Source organism: Alkalibacillus filiformis (genome assembly GCF_030814115.1).
Taxonomy (GTDB): Bacteria; Bacillota; Bacilli; order Bacillales; family Alkalibacillaceae; genus Alkalibacillus; species Alkalibacillus filiformis.
Window position 1 is genome coordinate 45873 of the sequence record NZ_JAUSUP010000010.1, and the last position, 19779, is coordinate 65651.

Consider the following 19779-nt stretch of genomic DNA (forward strand, 5'->3'; position numbering starts at 1 on the left):
TTTGGGAGCATCTTTTTTAATTTAAAATAAGTTGTCTAAAGTCACGGGGTTAAAAGAGAGAAAGTTTAGCTGAGCAGTGGAAATACACGGAGACTCCAATGGGAACAGCGCGAGCCGAAAATCACCCAAAACGAAACGGCAGTGAGTTTTGGGAAGTTGAGGCCGTGCCCATGGAAAGCGAAGTGTGTTTCCACTGCGGAGGTTTAAGTTTTTACTAGAGATTTGATGGTCTTTAAAGCAAAGGTCTAAAAATATAAGCGATCGCTTTATTAATTGCCATAACAAACCGATTAGGCTGCTCAAGCCACTCTTTATATAGACCAACGGAATCTTTTACATCTTGCTCATAATAACTATTAATCCTCTTAATCACTTCTTCGTCATAAATTAATACGTTAACTTCATCATTAAGGTAAATGCTTCTACGGTCAAAATTAGCCGTCCCGATATCAATAACGTAATCATCAATTAATAATAATTTGGCATGATAGAAACCGTTATTAAATAAGTGAACATTCGCCCCAGCCTGTTCCATTCTTTTTAAGTAAGGAATCGAAGCTTCTTTAACAAAAGGATGATCTGATTCATGCGGGTATAAAACATCGATCTGTACACCTTGCTTAGCTTTCTCTTCTAATAAAGTAATTAAGGCTTCATTAGGAATGAAGTAAGGTGACCCTATTTTTATTTGTGATTGAGCCCTGTTAATCAAGTCATAAAAGCTACCTTCTAAAGAACCGTGAGAAGTAGGTCGTAATTGGGTTTTGCTTGCCCCTTTTATGTTTGATTGTGTTGATACTGGAAGTAGAACCCCATTATTTCGTACCCAATCTCGTTTGAATAGGTCTAAAACATCTTTTACAATCCCTCCAGTCAACCTCAAATGGTAATCCCGCCATAAAGAGAACTTAGAACTTCCATTGACGTATTGGTTACCGACGTTAAAACCACCAACATATGCAGCAGTTCCATCAATAACCGTTATTTTACGGTGGTTACGGTGATTGACAGAGTGAAAGAAGTTCTTAAAAGAGATTTTATTACTAAACGAAAAATGAACACCTGATACTTTTAAATTTTTTCTAATTTCTTTAGAAAGAGCTCTTGAGCCAATCCGGTCAACAATTAAATAAACAGCCACGCCTTCATCTGCTTTTTCTTTCATTAATTGTATAAACTCTTGTCCAAACTGGTCTTTTTTTACAATGAAGAAATTAATACATATGAACTGTTTAGCATTACGTATATCTTCGAAGTATTGATTGAATAGATCGCGCCCATTCCAAAAAAACGTAATATCAGCATGTCTTATCGGATAGTTAGGTAGATCTTCTTCTTGTTCTTTACGGTTAGTAATTAAAAATATAATGATAATAACTGCAATGGCAATTAAGACCCACATGGTGCGCGTCCTCCTTCTTTGGTAGTATGTTTTTATTCTAATTAATGTATACAAAAAATGATTGACTGAATGTTCATTCAGTGTATAATGAAATTATACGAAAACTTCATCAATTCTGACGCATTTCGTGTTAGAATGTGATTAATTGTTCGAAATATAAACAATCATGGGGGGAGACAGATGGAAGCGCTATTATGGGTGAATTGGATTGCTTTTTTAGCAATTACAATCTATGCAGTACTCTTGTTTGTGAAAGTTGTGCGAACTAGAATTGCTTACATTAAATTAGGGCGTAAATCTGAATATGATCAAGACGTTAAACAGCGTCTTAAAGATATTTGGGTATACGTATTTGGTCAGAAGAAGCTGTTAAAAGACATGAAATCCGGAATCATACACGTGATGATGTTCTACGGATTTTTACTTGTGCAGTTTGGTGCGATTGATTACATTTGGAAGGGGTTAAATCCTGAATCACATCTTCCATTTGGAATTTTCTATCCAGGTTTTGTGTTTTTCCAAGAGATTGTTACATTAACAATTTTAGTGGCGGTTGTATGGGCTTTTTATCGCCGTTATATTGAGAAGCTTGTTCGTCTTAAACGTGGGTTTAAGGCTGGATTAGTATTAATCTTTATCGGAACATTAATGGTAACAGTGTTAGCAGGTAACGGTTTTGAACTTATTTGGCATGAACATAGCTTAACATGGTCCGAACCAGTTGCGTCAGCTATTGCAGCTGCTTTCATGTGGATGAGTCCTACTGTAGCAGCCGTTATGTTTTATATTATGTGGTGGATTCACTTAGTTGCGTTACTAGCGTTCTTAGTTTACGTACCACAATCTAAGCACGCTCACTTAATTGCAGGTCCTGCGAACGTTTACTTTAACCAAGACAAAAAGCACGGCAAGCTTCAGCCAATAAACTTTGACATGGACGAAATGGAAGAGTCAGATGAAGAACCGTCATTTGGTGTTGGTAAAGTAGAAGACTTAAGCGAATTGCAGTTACTTGATTTATACGCTTGTGTTGAGTGTGGACGTTGTACTGATGTCTGCCCGGCATCAGGCTCTGGCAAAATGCTATCACCAATGGATGTGCTCGTTAAAATTCGAGATCACTTAACTGAAAAAGGTGCTGCGGTAACTGGTAAATCAGCATGGGTACCGTCATATGCTTTTGCGGATTCAGCAGGGAATCAAGCAGTAGATCCAAACAATTCATTAGCTGAACAGGTCATGAACCAACAGTTAATTGGTGATGTTGTAACTGAAGAAGAGTTATGGGCTTGTACGACTTGTCGTAACTGTGAAGATGCATGTCCAGTTATGAACCAACACGTTGATACAATTATTGACCTTCGTCGTTATTTAGTTATGACTGAAGGTAAAATGGATCCTGATGCACAGCGTGCTATGATGAACATTGAGCGTCAAGGTAATCCTTGGGGTCTATCTAAGAAAGACCGTGAAAACTGGAGAGAAATGGATGAAACACTAAACATCCCTACAGTTAAAGAAATGAGTAAAGAAGGAGAAGAGTTCGAATACCTTTTCTGGGTAAGCTCAATGGGTGCATATGACAACCGCAGTCAGAAGATTGCTGTAGCTTTTGCACGCTTAATGAATAAAGCAGGCGTTAAGTTTGCTATCTTAGGTAATAAAGAGCGTAACTCAGGTGACACACCACGTCGTTTAGGTAATGAATTCTTATTCCAAGAGCTAGCAGAGAAAAACATTAAAGAATTTGAGAAAAATGATGTGAAAAAGATCGTAACAATCGATCCACACGCTTATAATATCTTTAAAAATGAATATCCAGACTTTGGCTTTGAAGGTGAAGTTTATCACCACACTGAGCTATTAGCAGAGTTAATTAATGAAGGACGTCTTGAGCCGCACGAGGCCGTGAATGAGAAAATTACGTTCCACGATTCTTGTTACCTTGGACGTTATAATGAGGTTTATAACCCACCGCGTGATATTTTACAATCGATTCCTGGCGTTGAATACGTTGAGATCGAACGTAACCGTGAAAACGGTATGTGCTGTGGAGCGGGGGGCGGTATGATGTGGATGGAAGAAACAACTGGTAACCGCGTCAACGTCGCTCGTACTGAACAAGCACTAGAAGTATCACCGAATACGATCTCAAGTGGATGTCCTTACTGTTTAACGATGTTAACAGATGGAACGAAAGCTAAAGAAGTAGATGAAGAAGTAACAACGCAAGACGTTGCAGAAGTGTTAGAACGTTCAATCTTTGGCGAGCCAGCTAAAGTGGAACAAACAGCATAATTAAACAGGATCCCTATAAGGTTTGATCCAAAACCTTATAGGGATTTTTAGTATAAACTTGACTTGTTTGAAATAGGTTAATATTGCTAATAGACAAAATATACAAATATACTTGAATATTTAGAATTCAATGATAGAATGTTTAATAACTAGCTGAAGTGGGAATAGTTAAAAATTTAATATATTTTCGAAAATTACAGAAATAAGGTTGCATTTTACAGAATTGTTACTTAAAATTATAGATATTGAAATATTTAAAAAATTTAATTGTCAAAATTCTTGCTTATGTCTACTATTTTTCAAAGTTAATTTTCGGAATATACAAATAAAGAGAAAAACCTATAGAGGTCAGCAAGAAAAATATAAGTGTAGGGTGATAGGGTTGAGCAAAACTTTATTGGAGATTAAGAACTTAACAACATCCTTCCGCATAGGGGAAGAGTATTACGCAGCAGTTGATGACGTTTCGTTAAACCTTCAAGAAAATGAAGTGTTAGCGATCGTAGGGGAATCGGGTTCAGGTAAGAGTGCAACAGCTTTCTCGCTTATGGGGTTACACAACAGAGCGAAAATCGAAGGTGAAATTTTATTTAAAGGGCGAGATATTGCTAATTTGTCAACGTCAAAAATGAATAAAATTCGTGGTAATGAAATCTCAATGATCTTCCAAGATCCATTAACAGCTTTAAATCCATTAATGGAAGTCGGAAAGCAAATTGGTGAAGTTTTATTATTACACAAAAAAGATATGTCAAAACAAGAACGTCGCGATTATTCAATCGAACTTCTTGAAAGAGTAGGGTTACCGCGACCAGAACGTGTAGTGGACCAGTTTCCGCACGAATTATCTGGTGGTATGAGACAACGTGTAATTATTGCGATTGCAATAGCTAACAAGCCTGAATTGTTAATTGCAGACGAACCAACGACTGCATTGGATGTAACAATTCAAGCTCAAATATTAGATCTAATGAGAGAGTTAAAGGATGACTTGAACTCAGGAGTAATCTTAATCACTCACGATTTAGGTGTTGTTGCTGAAATGGCCGATCGAGTAGCCGTTATGTATGCTGGAGAAATTGTCGAAATAGCAGATGTTGAATCATTATTTGTTAATCCTCAGCATCCATATACACGTTCTTTACTAAGTTCAGTTCCAGCAACAGACTTTGCACAAGACCGTTTGCACGTTATTCAAGGAATTGTACCTTCTTTGAAAAACTTACCTCGTGAAGGTTGCCGTTTCAAAGAACGTATACCGTGGATTGAAGATGCCGCTCATGAAGATGATCCACAATTACATGAAATAAGTGAAAACCATTATGTACGCTGTACATGTTACCAGCATTTCTACTTCCCAGAAGAGAGCAAGGAGGAGCAGACTAATGGCGTTACTGAAAGTTGATGACTTGAAAATCCACTTTCCGATACGAGGTGGAATTTTAAATAGAAAAATTGATGAAGTAAGAGCGGTAGACGGTGTTTCCTTTGAAGTTAAAGAGGGGCAAACTTACGGATTAGTTGGAGAGTCAGGGTCAGGTAAGACAACGACTGGCAAAGCAGTTATGGGCCTTAACAATATTACGGAAGGCGATATGTATTTTGAAGATGCTCATCTTAATGCTAAAAAGGGGAAGAAAGTTGACGTTAGAAAAGACGTCCAAATGATTTTCCAAGACCCATACTCCAGTTTAAATCCTAGAAAACGAGTGTTAGATATTGTTGCTGAACCGTTTAGAAACTATGAGAAGATGTCTAAAGCTGATGAAAAAGAGAAAGTTAAAGAGTTACTAGAGCGTGTAGGAATTAGTAAGGATAGTATTTTTAAATATCCACACGAATTCTCGGGTGGACAGAGACAAAGAATTGGGGTAGCAAGAGCAATTGCTCTAAATCCAAAATTAATTATTGCAGACGAACCAGTTTCTGCATTAGACGTTTCGGTGCAAGCACAAGTATTAAACTTTTTACAAGATATTCAAAAAGATATGAACCTTACTCTATTATTCATTGCCCATGATCTAGGGGTCATTAAACATATGTGTGACCGTATTGGGATCATGTATCAAGGAAGATTAGTAGAAGAAGGTTTGAAAGAGGATATTTTCAATAACCCTCAACACATTTATACGAAAAGGTTAGTTGCGGCAATTCCAGATGTTGACCCTAGAAGACGCGAAGAGCACCAAAGGTTTCGTGCGCAAGTTAAAGAGGAGTATCAGCAATCATTTTATGATTACTTTGATGAAAACGGCATGGCGTACGACCTTAGAAGTATATCAGACACACACAAAGTTGCGTTACCAGAAAGAGGTTGATTAGATTATGTGGAAATTTATAGTTAGAAGATTAATCATAACAATGCCGCAGTTAATCTTATTAAGTTTAATTGTTTTTATACTTGCATCTATGATGCCTGGTGATGCATTGACTGGACAAATTGATCCAAACATTTCATCAGAGGCAATTGAAGAGCAACGTGAAAAGTTAGGTTGGAATAATCCGTGGTACGTCCAATATTCTGATTGGGTTGTTGGAGTCGCACAAGGAGATTTCGGACAATCGTACCGTTTTAAAATGCCGGTTACTGATTTAATTTGGGACCGCATGATTAATACATTTTGGTTATCGTTAATCTCTGTATTCTTTATTTATGCATTAGGTATTCCGATGGGAATCATTAGTGGTCGTTGGAATGACAAACTAGTTGATCAAATTATCACAGGTTACACTTATTTAGGATTTGCAACACCGATTTTTATCTTTGCATTAGTAACATTATGGGTGTTCGGATTCCATCTCGGTTGGTTCCCAACAGGTGGTTCAGTTGCACCAGGTTTAGAATCGGGGTCAATGGAGTATATTCTGAGTAAAATTCACCACTTACTATTGCCGGGGCTTTCAATAGCATTAATTGGTTTAGTGGGTACAGTACAGTATTTAAGAAGTGAAATTGTCGATACGAAACAGAAGGACTTTATTATTACGGCACGAGCAAAAGGTGCTCCAGAACAACGTGTTTATAATAGACACATTTTCCGTAACTCGGTTTTACCGATAGCTGCTTTCTTCGGTTATGAAATTACAATGTTAATTAGTGGATCGATCTTCGTAGAGCAAATCTATAGTTATCCAGGAATGGGTGCTCTATTCCTAGAATCGATTGTACTTAGAGATTACTCTGTAGTAACAGCCTTAGTATTATTATTCGGTTTGGCTGCCATTTTAGGTGCATTACTATCAGATATTATACTAAGTATTGTTGATCCACGAATTCGAATTAAGTAGAGAAGCTATCTTAGGGGGTGAAACGAGTGAGTAATAAACAAACAGAACAAGAGTTAGAACACAAGGTTGATGAAGTAGAAGTTGAAAAAAGTCCTTCGGGATTAACTATATTTTGGAAAGAAATATTAAAGGATAAACTAGCTTTTATATCGTTGATGTTTTTAGTCTTAACATCATTAGGGGTATTCGGTATATCTTTAATTTTAGATCAAGAGGAAATAATTAGAGTAGATTTGTTTGCCCTGCACGAACCGCCGTCGATTGAGTTTTGGCTAGGTACTGACTATGGTGGACGTGACATTTTCGGGCAGTTGATTATAGGAACGAGGAACTCTCTAGCAATTGGCTTTCTTGTAACCTTATTATCAGGTTTTATTGGTATTGTGTTTGGTGTTGTATCAGGTTACTTTGGAGGTCACGTTGATAACGTAATGATGCGTATCCTTGATTTCTTCATGGTATTACCGAACATCATGATTATCATTGTATTCGTAACAATCGTTCCATCGTATAATGTTTGGTCATTTTCACTAGTTATGACTGCATTCTTATGGATGGGGATTGCAAGGTTAATTCGTTCAAGGGCATTACAAGAGAAAGAACTTGACTACGTTCAAGCGTCGAGAACGTTAGGTTCATCCCACATGAAAATCATATTCACACAAGTACTACCAAATATAACATCGTTAATTGTTGTAACAATGACATTGAATTTAGCAGCAAATATAGGAATCGAATCAGGACTATCATTCTTAGGATTCGGTTTTCCAGAAAGTACACCTAGTTTAGGTACTCTATTAAGTTATGCAACGAACCCAACGACATTAGAGCATCGTTGGTGGATTTGGGTACCTGCCGCAGTGCTAATTTTAATTCTCATGTTAGCAGTACGTAACGTTGGTGAAGCGTTAAAACGAGCTGCTGATGCTCGACAAAGAAGAGCATAATGAATTTGGTACAATCGTTAGCCTCATATAAATGGGGCTACGATTAGTATAAATATAGTCAGAATACTCTGACTTAAAATATTGAGGAAAAAGGGGAGGTATTTCAATGAGCAAATCATTGATGGGCAAGTATTTATTTGTCCTAATGCTCGCTCTGTTCCTTGTCCTTGCTGCTTGTGGCGGTGATGACGAAGGTGCTGAAGATCCAAGTGATGACGGTTCAGAAGGCACTGAGGAAACAGAAGAGCAAAAAGAAGAAGAAGAGGAAGAAGCTGTCGATCCAGAAGATCAAATCTATGATATCGACGACTTCAGTACAGCAGTATCAAATGATGGTGACCCAATCGATGGCGGTTCACTAAACTATGGTTTAGTATCAGACACTGTATTTGAAGGTACATTAAATTTCAACTTTTATGGAGGTACTCCTGATTTTGAAATTTTACAGTGGATCGATGAGGCATTATTGTCAATGGATGAAAACTACACATATACTCAAGATGGTGCAGCGACATTTGAAGCTGACCAAGAAAATAACTCAATCACATTTACTATTCGTGACGATGTTCAATGGCACGATGGTGAAGAACTAACAGCTGAAGACTGGGTATTTTCATATGAAGTAATTGCAGATCCAGAGTATACAGGTGTTCGTTACGGTACAGCAGGTTTCACTTTAATTGAAGGTATCGAACAATACCGTGAAGGTGAAACTGACTCAATTCCTGGTATTGAGATTCATGACGAAAAGTCTTTCACTATTAATTACGAGCGTTTAACGCCTTCACTACTAACTGGTGGTGTATGGACTTACGCTTTACCTAAGCACATTTTCGGAGATATTCCAGTAGCTGAAATGGAAGAAAGTGATGCTGTACGCCAAGAGCCAATTGGTATTGGTCCATTCATGGTAGATTCAATCGTTCCTGGTGAGTCTGTATCACTAGTGAAAAACGAAAACTACTGGCGTGGAGAGCCTAACCTAGATGAGGTTACGGTTCGCGTTATTAACCCAAGCGTTGTAGTTCAAGAATTAGAAACTGGTGGAGTTGACTTAGTATCGTCATTCCCAGTTGATCAGTATCCTGAAAATTCTCAAATGGAAAACGTAGAGTTCTTAGGTCAGATTGACATGGCTTACACTTACATTGGCTTCAAACTAGGTGACTGGGATGAAGAAGCTAGTAAAGTAAATTATATGCCAGATGAAATGAAGATGGGTGACGTTGAACTACGTCGTGCTATGTGGTATGCAGTAGATAACGACACTGTTGGTGAACGTTTCTATAACGGTTTACGTTGGGCTGGTACAACGCTAATCGCACCTTCTCACCCAGATTATCACGATGATTCAATTGAAGTTCCAACTTTTGAACCAGAAGAAGCTGAACGTATTCTAGACGAAGCTGGTTATGAAGATGTGACTGGTGACGGTTTCCGTGAAACTCCAGATGGTGAAGAGTTAGTAATTAACTTTGCTTCAATGTCTGGTGGCGATGTAGCTGAGCCAATCGCTAACTACTACGTTCAATCTTGGCAAAATGTTGGATTAAATGTTCAATTACTAGATGGTCGTCTACATGAGTTCAACTCATTCTATGACCGTGTAGGTAATGGAGGAAATGATGACCCAGATGTTGACATCTATATGGGTGCTTGGAGCGTAGGCTCTGACGTTGACCCTTCAGGTCTATATGGTAGTAACGCAATGTTTAACTTCCCTCGTTATGAGAGTGAAGAAAACGACCGTCTATTAGAAGAGGGTATTTCTGAAGAAGCATTCGATGTTGAATATCGTCAGGAAGTATATAGTGAGTGGCAAGAATTTATGGTGGAGGAAATCCCTGTATTCCCAACACTATACCGCTCTGAGTTACGCCCAGCTAACCTACGTGTAACTAACTACAATATTGAACAAGGTTCAGGCGTATACCTACATGAATTAGGTGTTACTCAAGAAGAACCAGTAGTAGCTGAATAATAATTTCTAATAACGCATAGAGGTGATCCTCTATGCGTTATTTTTATGCCTAAATTAGTATTAACGTAAAGGCTATAAGAATTGACAATAGTATTAGTTTAAACAATCACCTATGTTCCGATGAAAGGCTAATAGATCATTAGTCTTTTCTTAAATAAGCACAAAAATTTTCAAAAATTCATATTTATTGAACGAACGCTCAGTCGAATGTATGTTATAATTAATGGTAGCGGTTACAAAGAAGTGAAGGGAGAGTTGCATAATGACAAAAACAGTTATTGTATCAGGAGCAAGAACGCCTTTTGGCAAGTTTGGAGGGGCTTTAGCACCTCTGACATCTGCTCAACTAGGTGGTATTGCGATTAAGGAAACGTTAGAAAGAGCAAGTGTTTCTGGTGAACAGATCGGTGAAGTCATCATGGGCACTGTTTTACAAGGTGGTCAAGGGCAATTACCTTCAAGACAGGCGATGCGATATGCGGAAATTCCATGGGAGACAAAAACAGAAACAATTAACAAAGTTTGCGCTTCAGGTATGAGAAGTGTTGCCTTAGGTGATATGTTAATCCGATTAGGTGAAGAGGACGCAATCGTAGCTGGTGGTATGGAAAGTATGAGTAATGCTCCATACTTTATGCCGAACGCAAGGTGGGGCTTTAGAATGGGCGATCAAAAAGCTGTCGACATGATGGTCCATGACGGCTTAACTTGTTCGTTTGAAAATGTTCATATGGGTACTTACGGAAATAGAACGGCTAATAATTTCAATTTAACTCGTGAACAACAAGACGAATGGGCAGCACAAAGCCATGAACGTGCGCTTAATGCGATAAAAGAAGGTAAATTCGACGATGAAATTACAACAGTAGAAGTACCACAACGTAAAAAAGATCCAATTAAAGTAGAGCAAGATGAAGCGCCTCGTGAAGGTACAACGGCTGAAGGACTAGGAAGGCTTCGTCCAGCATTTGATAAGGACGGTACTATAACAGCAGGTAACGCGCCAGGTGTTAATGATGGTGCTGCAGCGATGTTATTAATGTCAGAAGAAAAAGCTAATCAAAATGGTCATGATCCTTTAGCGACAATTGTTGCCCATGAGGAAGTGGCAGTAGAAGCTGAACGCTTTCCTGAAACACCAGGAATCGTTATTAATAAGTTGCTAGAAAAGACAGGTCACAAGATTGAAGATATCGACCTGTTTGAAGTGAATGAAGCTTTTGCGGCTGTCTCATTAGCTAGTAGTGACATTGCAGGATTAGATCCGGAAAAAGTAAATGTAAACGGTGGTGCTGTCGCGTTAGGTCACCCAATTGGTGCAAGTGGTGCGCGCATCATTTTAACACTTGCATATGAATTGAAACGTCGTGGTGGCGGTTTAGGTATTGCATCGATCTGCTCAGGCGGTGGTCAAGGCGATGCACTACTAATCGAAGTTCCAAAACAGTAACTTTTCAGATCCATAGAGGAGGAACGAACTATGTCAGTAAACAAAGTGATGGTAATCGGTGCTGGGCAAATGGGCTCTGGAATAGCTCAAGTTTTTGCACAGGCTGGTTTTGAAGTGAAGTTAAACGATATTGCGGATGAGTCACTAAATAAAGGCTATGCAAGAATTGAAAAATTACTTTCGCGTAATGTTGAAAAAGAAAGAATGACAGAGCAAGAGAAAGAAAGCGCCCTTAAACAGATCAGCACGACTACAAAACTAGAGGATGCTAGTGATTGCGATCTTGTCATTGAAGCAGTCGTTGAGAATATGGATGTTAAAACAAAAGTGTTTAAACAGCTAGATGACATTACACCAAAACATGCCATTTTAGCAACGAACACTTCATCTCTACCAATTACAGATATCGCTGCTGTAACAAACAGACCAAGCCAAGTGATTGGAATGCACTTTATGAACCCAGTACCAGTTATGAAGCTCGTTGAAATCATTCGTGCAATCCAAACTTCAGATGAAACGTACCAGTTAATCGAAGAAACGACGAAGAAATTAAACAAAAACCCAGTTGAAGTAAACGATTATCCTGGATTCGTTTCAAACCGTGTTTTAATGCCGATGATTAACGAGGCGATTTACACAGTTTACGAAGGTGTAGCTGAACCAGAAGCTGTTGATGAAGTAATGAAGTTAGGTATGAATCACCCAATGGGGCCACTTCAGTTAGCAGACTTTATCGGTTTAGATACATGCTTATATATTATGGAAATTTTACATGAAGGATTCGGTGATAGTAAGTACCGTCCATGCCCATTGCTACGTAAATACGTTAGCGCAGGTTGGTTAGGTAAGAAATCAGGCCGAGGCTTCTACGTCTATGAATAAGGCATATGAGAAGGTCATTGGGGGAGAACATTCATGAACTTACAATTAACAGAAGAACAAGAAATGATGCGCAAAATGGTGCGCGACTTTGCCCAGAATGAAGTCGCACCAGAAGTCGAGCGTATGGAAAAGGAAGACCGTTTTCCAGAAGAATTGATCCAAAAGATGAGTGAACTCGGATTATTCGGTATTCCTATTGATGAAAAACTTGGCGGTGCCGGTATGGACTATATGTCTTATATCATTGCCATTCATGAGTTATCAAAAGTGAGTGCAACGTTAGGCGTCATTTTATCGGTTCATACATCAGTTGGTACCTTTCCAATTTTGAAGTTTGGTACAGAAGAACAAATTAACCACTACGTACCAAAGCTTGCGACAGGAGAATATTTAGGTGCTTTTGCTATAACAGAGCCAAGTGCTGGTAGTGATGCCGGTAACTTAAAGACGAAAGCGGTTAAAGACGGTGATCACTACATTATTAATGGCTCAAAAGTGTTTATCACAAATGGGGGTTACGCGGATACGTATATCGTATTTGCCAACACGAACCCTGAACTTGGCAGTAAAGGGGTTTCTGCTTTTATCGTAGAAAAAGACACACCAGGATTTGAAATTGGCATTGCCGAGAAAAAGATGGGGCTACACGGCTCAAGTACGGTAGCTTTAACGTTTGACCAATGTAAAGTACCAGCTTCTCAACGGTTAGGTGATGAAGGTGAAGGGTTTAAAATCGCCTTAGCTAACTTAAATATTGGTCGAATTGGAATTGCGGCTCAAGCACTAGGAATTGCTGAAGCAGCATTTGAAGCAGCGACTGATTATGCCAAAGAACGTGAACAGTTCGGTCGTCCAATTGCGAAGCACCAAGGTGTTTCGTTCAAGTTAGCCGATATGGCAACAGCTGTAGAATCTTCAAAACTACTAGTCTATAACGCTGCATCACTGTATCAAGCAGGTATGGACAGTAGTAAACAAGCATCAATGGCGAAAAAATTCGCTTCAAAAACAGCAGTCGATACATCAATTGAGGCTGTTCAAGTGTTTGGAGGCTATGGCTATACAGAAGACTATCCAGTTGAACGATACTTCCGTGATGCTAAGATCACTCAAATTTATGAAGGTACAACTGAAGTGCAAAACGTTGTCATTAGCAGACAACTGTTGAAATAGAAAAGGGGAGGCAAACATTATGAATTTTCAACTAACAGAAGAACAACAAATGTTACGCAAAATGGTTCGTGATTTTGCGGTAAATGAAGTAGAACCAACAGCGGCAGAGCGTGATGAAGAGGAGCGTTTTGATCGTGAAATTTTCGATAAAATGGCAGAACTAGGCTTAACAGGGATCCCTTGGCCAGAAGAATACGGCGGAATCGGATCAGATTTTGTGAGCTACGTCATTGCTGTTGAAGAACTTTCACGCGTATGTGCATCAACAGGTGTAACGCTATCAGCTCACATTTCATTAGCTAGCTGGCCAATTTACATGTACGGAAATGAAGAGCAAAAACAAAACTTCCTACAACGTCTAGCAACAGGTGAAGCGCTTGGTGCTTACGCATTATCAGAACCAGGTGCAGGAAGTGACGTATCATCAATGAAAACGACGGCGAAATTAGATGGCGATGAGTATGTCCTAAACGGTTCAAAAGTTTGGATTACAAACGGTGGCGTTGGCGACATTTACGTCGTATTCGCAAAAACAGACATGGATGCAAAACATAAAGGAATCTCTGCTTTCATTGTAGAGAAAGGAACAGAAGGATTCACTTTCGGTAAAAAAGAAGAAAAGCTAGGAATTCGTTCATCTCCTACAACTGAACTAATCTTTGAAAATTGCCGTATTCCTAAAGAAAATATGCTAGGCGAAGAAGGCGAAGGGTTTAAAATCGCGATGACGACACTAGATGGTGGTCGTAACGGAATTGCAGCACAAGCCGTCGGAATCGCACAAGGTGCCCTAGACAAATCAACTGAATACGCAAAAGAACGTGAACAATTCGGCAAGCCAATCGCAAAAAACCAGGGCATCTCTTTCAAACTAGCAGACATGGCAACCGAAATCGAAGCTTCAAGGCTATTAACTTATCAAGCAGCGTACAACGAGTCAGAAGGGATCCCTTACCAGAAGGAATCAGCGATGGCTAAACTTTTTGCTGGTGATACTGCCATGAAAGTAACAGTCGAAGCAGTGCAAGTATACGGTGGCTATGGCTACACGAAAGACTATCCAGTCGAGCGCTATATGCGTGATGCCAAGATCACCCAAATTTACGAAGGCACACAAGAAATCCAACGCTTAGTCGTCGGCCGTATGGTAACGAAGTAAGTTTTATTGAAAATAAAAGCCTGAATGGCTAAGGCCATTCAGGCGAGCCAATAATTGCCGAATAGCAGCCAATCAAAGAAAGGACTGAACGCCAATGGATCAACTCGCTGAAAGAATCGATAACCAAGATCAACGCGCATTAGCACGAGCGATTACGATGATTGAAAATGATCATCCTAATAAATTATCGCTACTAAGTGACCTTAATCAGCGTAAAAAAGGAGCGCATTACATTGGTATTACTGGTTCGCCAGGCGCTGGTAAAAGCTCACTCGTTGATCACTTCATCACGCTTTTACGTGAACAAAACAAAAAAGTTGCCGTCATTGCAGTTGATCCGACCAGTCCTTTTAGTGGTGGTGCCTTGCTTGGTGACCGTGTTCGCATGCATAAACATTTTACCGATGAAAATGTCTTCATTCGCAGTATGGCAACGCGCGGTAGTTTAGGTGGCTTAGCTCGAGCGACAAAGGATGCGATTAGAGCATGTGATGCATATGGCTTTGACTACATCATCGTTGAGACAGTCGGTGTCGGTCAGTCAGAGCTCGACATTATGAAAGTGGCGGACACGACGGCTGTTATACTGACGCCGAATTCCGGTGATATTTTACAAGTCTTCAAAGCTGGCATTATGGAAATTGCGGACCTTTTCATTTTAAACAAAGCCGATCTACCAGGTGTTCGTAAGTTAAAAAATCAGCTAAAAGATTTAATCCATATTTCAGGCCATCACGGCCACGAACCACAAATCGTAGAAACAACCTCTGCTGCAAAACCGACTGGATTTGATGAGCTTCACGAGGCATTCAAACACCATTGGCAATACCTTCAGCAGTCTGAAGCCGGTATGCAAAAGAGAAAAGAACAACTACGGCATGAAGTCTATGAACTGATGCAAGAAGCTTTATATAAAGATCTACACAAAACAATCGAAAACACTCCTCAAATGAAAGAGAAGATAGATCAAGTAGAAGACCCTTACCAATTAGCTCAAACATGGCTTAGCGAATGGCGAGGGTTGAGTAAGGGGGAGTCAAATGGTAAAAGAAATTAGTTCATCGATTAAAGATGAATCACTAATAGTCAAACGACGCGCCCAACTACATAAAGGCGCTGTCACCCTTTTTAAACAGAAAGGCTTTCACCGAGCGACGACTCGTGAAATTGCTAAAGCTGCAGGATTCAGCATTGGCACCCTTTATGAGTACATTCGTAAAAAAGAAGACGTCCTCTTTCTCGTCTGTGATGCGATTTATGATGAAGTAAAAGCGCGGATGAAAGCGGTTATTGATACAGACACAACATCTGAAAGTTCTTTATTTCAGGCGGTTGAATCTTACTTTCAACTGATGGATGAATTACAAGATGAAGTGCTCGTTCTTTACCAAGAGTTAAAAGCACTTCCGAAAGATGCGCAAGAATACGTGTTAAATAAAGAAAAAGAAATGCTTAGGCTGTTTGAAACCATTCTGGAAAACAGCTACAAAGACGTCTTGAGCCAAAATGAAATAACGTTAATCTCTAACAATATTTTTATTCAAGGGCAAATGTGGGGCTTTCGCCGTTGGGTGTTGCAAAAAGAATTTTCATTAGAACAATATACACAACACCAATTTAATTTATTAAAAAGCCAATTGGCGCACCTCACACAAATAAAACAACAAGGAGGCGTGAAATGATGCAACAGCAAGTAGCTTATGAAGTGAAACACCCTGTTAGATTCGTGACGGCATCGAGTTTATTTGACGGACACGATGCTTCAATCAACATTATGAGACGAATTCTTCAAGCAAGTGGTTCTGAAGTCATCCACTTAGGGCATAACCGCTCTGTTGAAGCAGTTGTGAACGCTGCGATCCAAGAAGATGCACAAGGTATTGCCATTTCTTCTTATCAAGGTGGACACGTAGAATATTTTAAATATATGGTCGATTTATTAAACGAAAAAGGTGCAGGCCACATTCGCGTTTACGGCGGTGGTGGCGGTGTTATTTTACCGCGTGAAATAAAAGAATTACACGATTACGGTGTCGCACGTATTTTCTCACCTGAAGACGGTCGCGAAACAGGTCTACAAGGCATGATCAATACAATGTTAGAAGAGTGCGATCATCCAACACCAATCGAATTAGAAGCGGATGCAAAAGCGGCAAAAGAAGGTGACAATCAAGCGGTCGCTCGACTGATCACACACGTTGAAAACGGTTCTGTATCTAGTGAAAAGCTAGATGAATTGTTAAAAATCGACGGTTCTTCAGTGCCTGTATTAGGTATTACAGGTACAGGTGGTGCAGGTAAAAGTTCATTAACAGACGAACTGATTCGCCGATTCGTTAACGAAGTCTCTGATAAAAAAGTTGCGATTATTTCAGTAGACCCAACGAAAAAGAAAACAGGCGGTGCTTTATTAGGTGACCGTATTCGTATGAATGCCATTTTTAACCCTCGTGTTTACATGCGTTCACTTGCAACACGTGATTCGAAAAGTGAGCTTTCAAAAGCGATTACGGATGCGATTAACGTCGTAAAAGCAGCGAATTTTGATTTTGTCATCGTAGAAACGAGCGGAATTGGTCAAGGTGATGCTGAAATTACTGAGATTACAGATTTATCAATGTACGTGATGACAGCTGAATTCGGTGCACCATCGCAGTTAGAAAAAATCGACATGATCGATTATGCTGATTTCGTTGTGATTAACAAATTCGAACAAAAAGGGTCTGAAGATGCATTACGCCAAGTACGTAAACAATATGAGCGTAGCCATATGCTATTCCATGAAGACCATGAAACTTTCCCAGTGTTCGGGACGATCGCGAGTCAGTTTAACGATGCTGGTACGAACACCCTTTTTGCATCACTACTTGAAACGTTAAATGACCGCTACAACTGGGATGTTGAAGTACCATTTGAAACGAACATTAAAGTAGCAGAAAAACAAAATCTAATCATCCCACCTGAACGTCGTCAATACTTACGCGATATCGTCCAGGCTGTCCAAGGGTATAAAGATAAAGCTAGAAGACAAAGTGAAATTGCAAGCAAGCTTTATAAGCTAGAAGGTACAAAAGAAGAGTTAGCTGAAAAAGAGCTTGAAGCGATTCAAAACTTAATTGAAAGCTATGAAAAACAGTTAGAAGAAGAAAGTGTGGAACAGCTTGAGAAGTATGATGAGCTTCAAGAGAGCTACACAAAAGATGAAATGTCTTATGAAGTTCGCGGAAAAGAATTTAAAGTCGAGTTGAACACGGAAAGTTTATCCGGTATAAAAATTCCTAAAGTCGCCCTTCCGAAATATAAAGACTGGGGCGATCAACTAAAGTTCATGCTTCTAGAAAATGTACCAGGATACTTCCCTTATACAGCAGGCGTGTTCCCGTTCAAACGTCGAGGTGAAGACCCGACACGCCAGTTCGCAGGTGAAGGAACACCAGAACGTACCAATCGTCGTTTCCACTATTTATCGAAAGACGAAGATGCGAAACGTTTAAGTACAGCTTTTGACTCTGTAACACTTTACGGTGAGGACCCTGATGAGCGTCCTGACATTTACGGTAAAGTCGGTGAATCAGGTGTTAGCATTTGTACAGTTGAAGATATGAAGAAGTTATATGATGGTTTTGACCTATGCCATCCATTAACGTCAGTTTCAATGACAATTAACGGTCCTGCACCGATCATTTTAGCGATGTTTTTCAATGCAGCGATTGATCAACAAATCGCGAAGTTCCAAGAAGAAAATGGTCGCGATCCGAATGCTGAAGAGCGTGAGCAAATTAAAACGGAAACCATATCTGTCGTTCGCGGTACAGTGCAAGCTGACATCTTGAAAGAAGACCAAGGCCAAAACACGTGTATCTTTTCAACAGAGTTTGCTCTACGTATGATGGGTGACATCCAAGCATACTTTATAGAAAATGAAGTACGTAACTATTACTCAGTCTCGATTTCGGGTTATCACATTGCAGAAGCAGGTGCGAACCCAATCAGTCAGCTAGCCTTTACACTAGCTAACGGCTTTACGTACGTTGAATATTACTTAAGTCGTGGTATGGACATTAATAAATTCGCACCGAACTTATCATTCTTCTTCTCAAACGGTTTAGACCCAGAGTATACGGTGATCGGCCGCGTCGCTCGTCGTATTTGGTCAATCGTTATGCGTGATAAGTATGGCGCTAATGAGCGTAGCCAAAAGTTGAAGTACCATATCCAAACGTCAGGCCGTTCATTACACGCACAAGAAGTTGACTTTAATGACATTCGTACAACGTTACAAGCGTTAATCGCCATCCAAGATAATACGAACTCACTTCATACGAATGCATATGACGAAGCGATCACAACACCGACAGAAGAGTCCGTCCGTCGTGCCATGGCGATTCAAATGATTATTAGTAAAGAGTTCGGTTTAACTAAAACGGAGAACTCACTGCAAGGTTCGTACATTTTAGAAGAGCTTACAGACTTAGTAGAAGAAGCGGTACTACAAGAATTTGAACGTATTAACGACCGTGGTGGCGTACTAGGTGCGATGGAGCGTCAATATCAACGTGGTAAGATCCAAGAAGAGTCACTTTACTATGAAGGTAAAAAGCACACGGGTGAACTGCCGATCGTTGGTGTTAACACGTACCAAAATCCAAACCCACCATCAGAAGATGAAATTAACTCAATGGAAATAGCACGTGCAACACAAGACGAAAAACAACAACAAATCGCAAACTTACGTGCATTCCAAGAACAAAATGCAGATGAAGCCGAGGAAGCCCTAAAACGACTAAAACAAGTCGCAGCATCAGAAGGTAATGTTTTTGCTGAGCTCATGGAGACAGTGAAAGTCGCAAGCCTTGGCCAAATTACAAACGCACTATACGAAGTCGGCGGACAATACCGTCGTAATATGTAAAAAGCTAAGCTCGCCGAACATGTTTCGGCGAGTTTTTCTTTTGGGGCTGAGCGCTGATAAAATCTCGTGAGCGCTGATAAATATTCGACGAACGCTGATAAAAATATGCGAGCGCCGATAAATCCGTGCGAGCGCTGATAAAATGTATGCGAGCGCCGATAAATCCGTGTGAGCGCCAAAAAGTAGTCTGTGACGGCTAGGCCCCCTTAAACTGGACACAAAACAATTCACCTAGCTGTGACTCAAAATTGCTCAATTTTTTATCATTTCCCTCCATATTATAGTGG

Annotated in this window: 14 protein-coding genes; 13 read left to right on the top strand and 1 reads right to left on the bottom strand. The window is 39.7% G+C overall.

All coding sequences use genetic code 11. From position 1 onward, the window contains the following. Positions 1–232: 232 nt before the first annotated feature. Positions 233–1402 (bottom strand): phospholipase D-like domain-containing protein, encoded by a 1170-nt coding sequence (locus J2R98_RS11985; RefSeq protein ID WP_307069313.1) that lies wholly within the window; start codon positions 1400–1402, stop codon positions 233–235. A 180-nt stretch (positions 1403–1582) separates the two neighbouring features. On the opposite strand from J2R98_RS11985, the gene J2R98_RS11990 reads away from it, so the two are divergent. The 13 genes from J2R98_RS11990 (at position 1583) to icmF (ending at position 19492) form a co-directional block, all read left to right on the top strand. Then, positions 1583–3700 carry a (Fe-S)-binding protein gene (locus J2R98_RS11990; protein ID WP_307069315.1) on the top strand — a complete coding sequence of 706 codons (2118 nt, stop codon included), beginning with the start codon at positions 1583–1585 and terminating at the stop codon, positions 3698–3700. 382 nt (positions 3701–4082) lie between these two features. Then, entirely contained in the window at positions 4083–5105 is a 1023-nt protein-coding gene (locus tag J2R98_RS11995) for an ABC transporter ATP-binding protein (RefSeq protein ID WP_307069316.1), read from the top strand. Continuing rightward, positions 5086–6018, top strand: a complete 933-nt coding sequence (locus tag J2R98_RS12000) for an ABC transporter ATP-binding protein (protein ID WP_307069318.1) — start codon at positions 5086–5088, stop codon at positions 6016–6018. Before J2R98_RS11995 ends, J2R98_RS12000 begins: the two co-directional genes overlap by 20 nt. A gap of 7 nt (positions 6019–6025) precedes the next feature. Then, positions 6026–6988, top strand: coding sequence for an oligopeptide ABC transporter permease (gene opp4B / locus J2R98_RS12005; protein WP_307069320.1), 963 nt, complete (start codon positions 6026–6028; stop codon positions 6986–6988). Between the two features lie 26 nt (positions 6989–7014). Further along, positions 7015–7935 (top strand): ABC transporter permease, encoded by a 921-nt coding sequence (locus J2R98_RS12010; protein ID WP_307069321.1) that lies wholly within the window; start codon positions 7015–7017, stop codon positions 7933–7935. Positions 7936–8041: 106 nt separating this feature from the next. Continuing rightward, positions 8042–9916 carry an oligopeptide ABC transporter substrate-binding protein gene (opp4A, locus tag J2R98_RS12015; protein ID WP_307069323.1) on the top strand — a complete coding sequence of 625 codons (1875 nt, stop codon included), beginning with the start codon at positions 8042–8044 and terminating at the stop codon, positions 9914–9916. Between the two features lie 262 nt (positions 9917–10178). After that, positions 10179–11366 carry an acetyl-CoA C-acetyltransferase gene (locus tag J2R98_RS12020; protein WP_307069325.1) on the top strand — a complete coding sequence of 396 codons (1188 nt, stop codon included), beginning with the start codon at positions 10179–10181 and terminating at the stop codon, positions 11364–11366. Between the two features lie 30 nt (positions 11367–11396). Continuing rightward, positions 11397–12248 carry a 3-hydroxybutyryl-CoA dehydrogenase gene (locus J2R98_RS12025; protein ID WP_307069327.1) on the top strand — a complete coding sequence of 284 codons (852 nt, stop codon included), beginning with the start codon at positions 11397–11399 and terminating at the stop codon, positions 12246–12248. Between the two features lie 33 nt (positions 12249–12281). Continuing rightward, positions 12282–13421, top strand: coding sequence for an acyl-CoA dehydrogenase (locus J2R98_RS12030; RefSeq protein ID WP_307069328.1), 1140 nt, complete (start codon positions 12282–12284; stop codon positions 13419–13421). 19 nt (positions 13422–13440) lie between these two features. After that, the gene (locus J2R98_RS12035; protein WP_307069330.1) at positions 13441–14580 is read left to right on the top strand and encodes an acyl-CoA dehydrogenase; all 1140 of its coding nucleotides are present in this window, start codon (positions 13441–13443) and stop codon (positions 14578–14580) included. Between the two features lie 94 nt (positions 14581–14674). Further along, on the top strand, positions 14675–15637 hold the full coding sequence (meaB, locus tag J2R98_RS12040; protein WP_307069332.1) for a methylmalonyl Co-A mutase-associated GTPase MeaB: 963 nt from the start codon (positions 14675–14677) through the stop codon (positions 15635–15637). After that, complete coding sequence (locus J2R98_RS12045; protein WP_307069334.1) at positions 15621–16262, top strand: TetR/AcrR family transcriptional regulator; 642 nt, start codon at positions 15621–15623, stop codon at positions 16260–16262. Before meaB ends, J2R98_RS12045 begins: the two co-directional genes overlap by 17 nt. Then, positions 16262–19492, top strand: a complete 3231-nt coding sequence (icmF, locus tag J2R98_RS12050) for a fused isobutyryl-CoA mutase/GTPase IcmF (RefSeq protein WP_307069337.1) — start codon at positions 16262–16264, stop codon at positions 19490–19492. The genes J2R98_RS12045 and icmF overlap by 1 nt, the downstream gene beginning before the upstream one ends. The last annotated feature ends 287 nt before the right edge of the window (positions 19493–19779 follow it).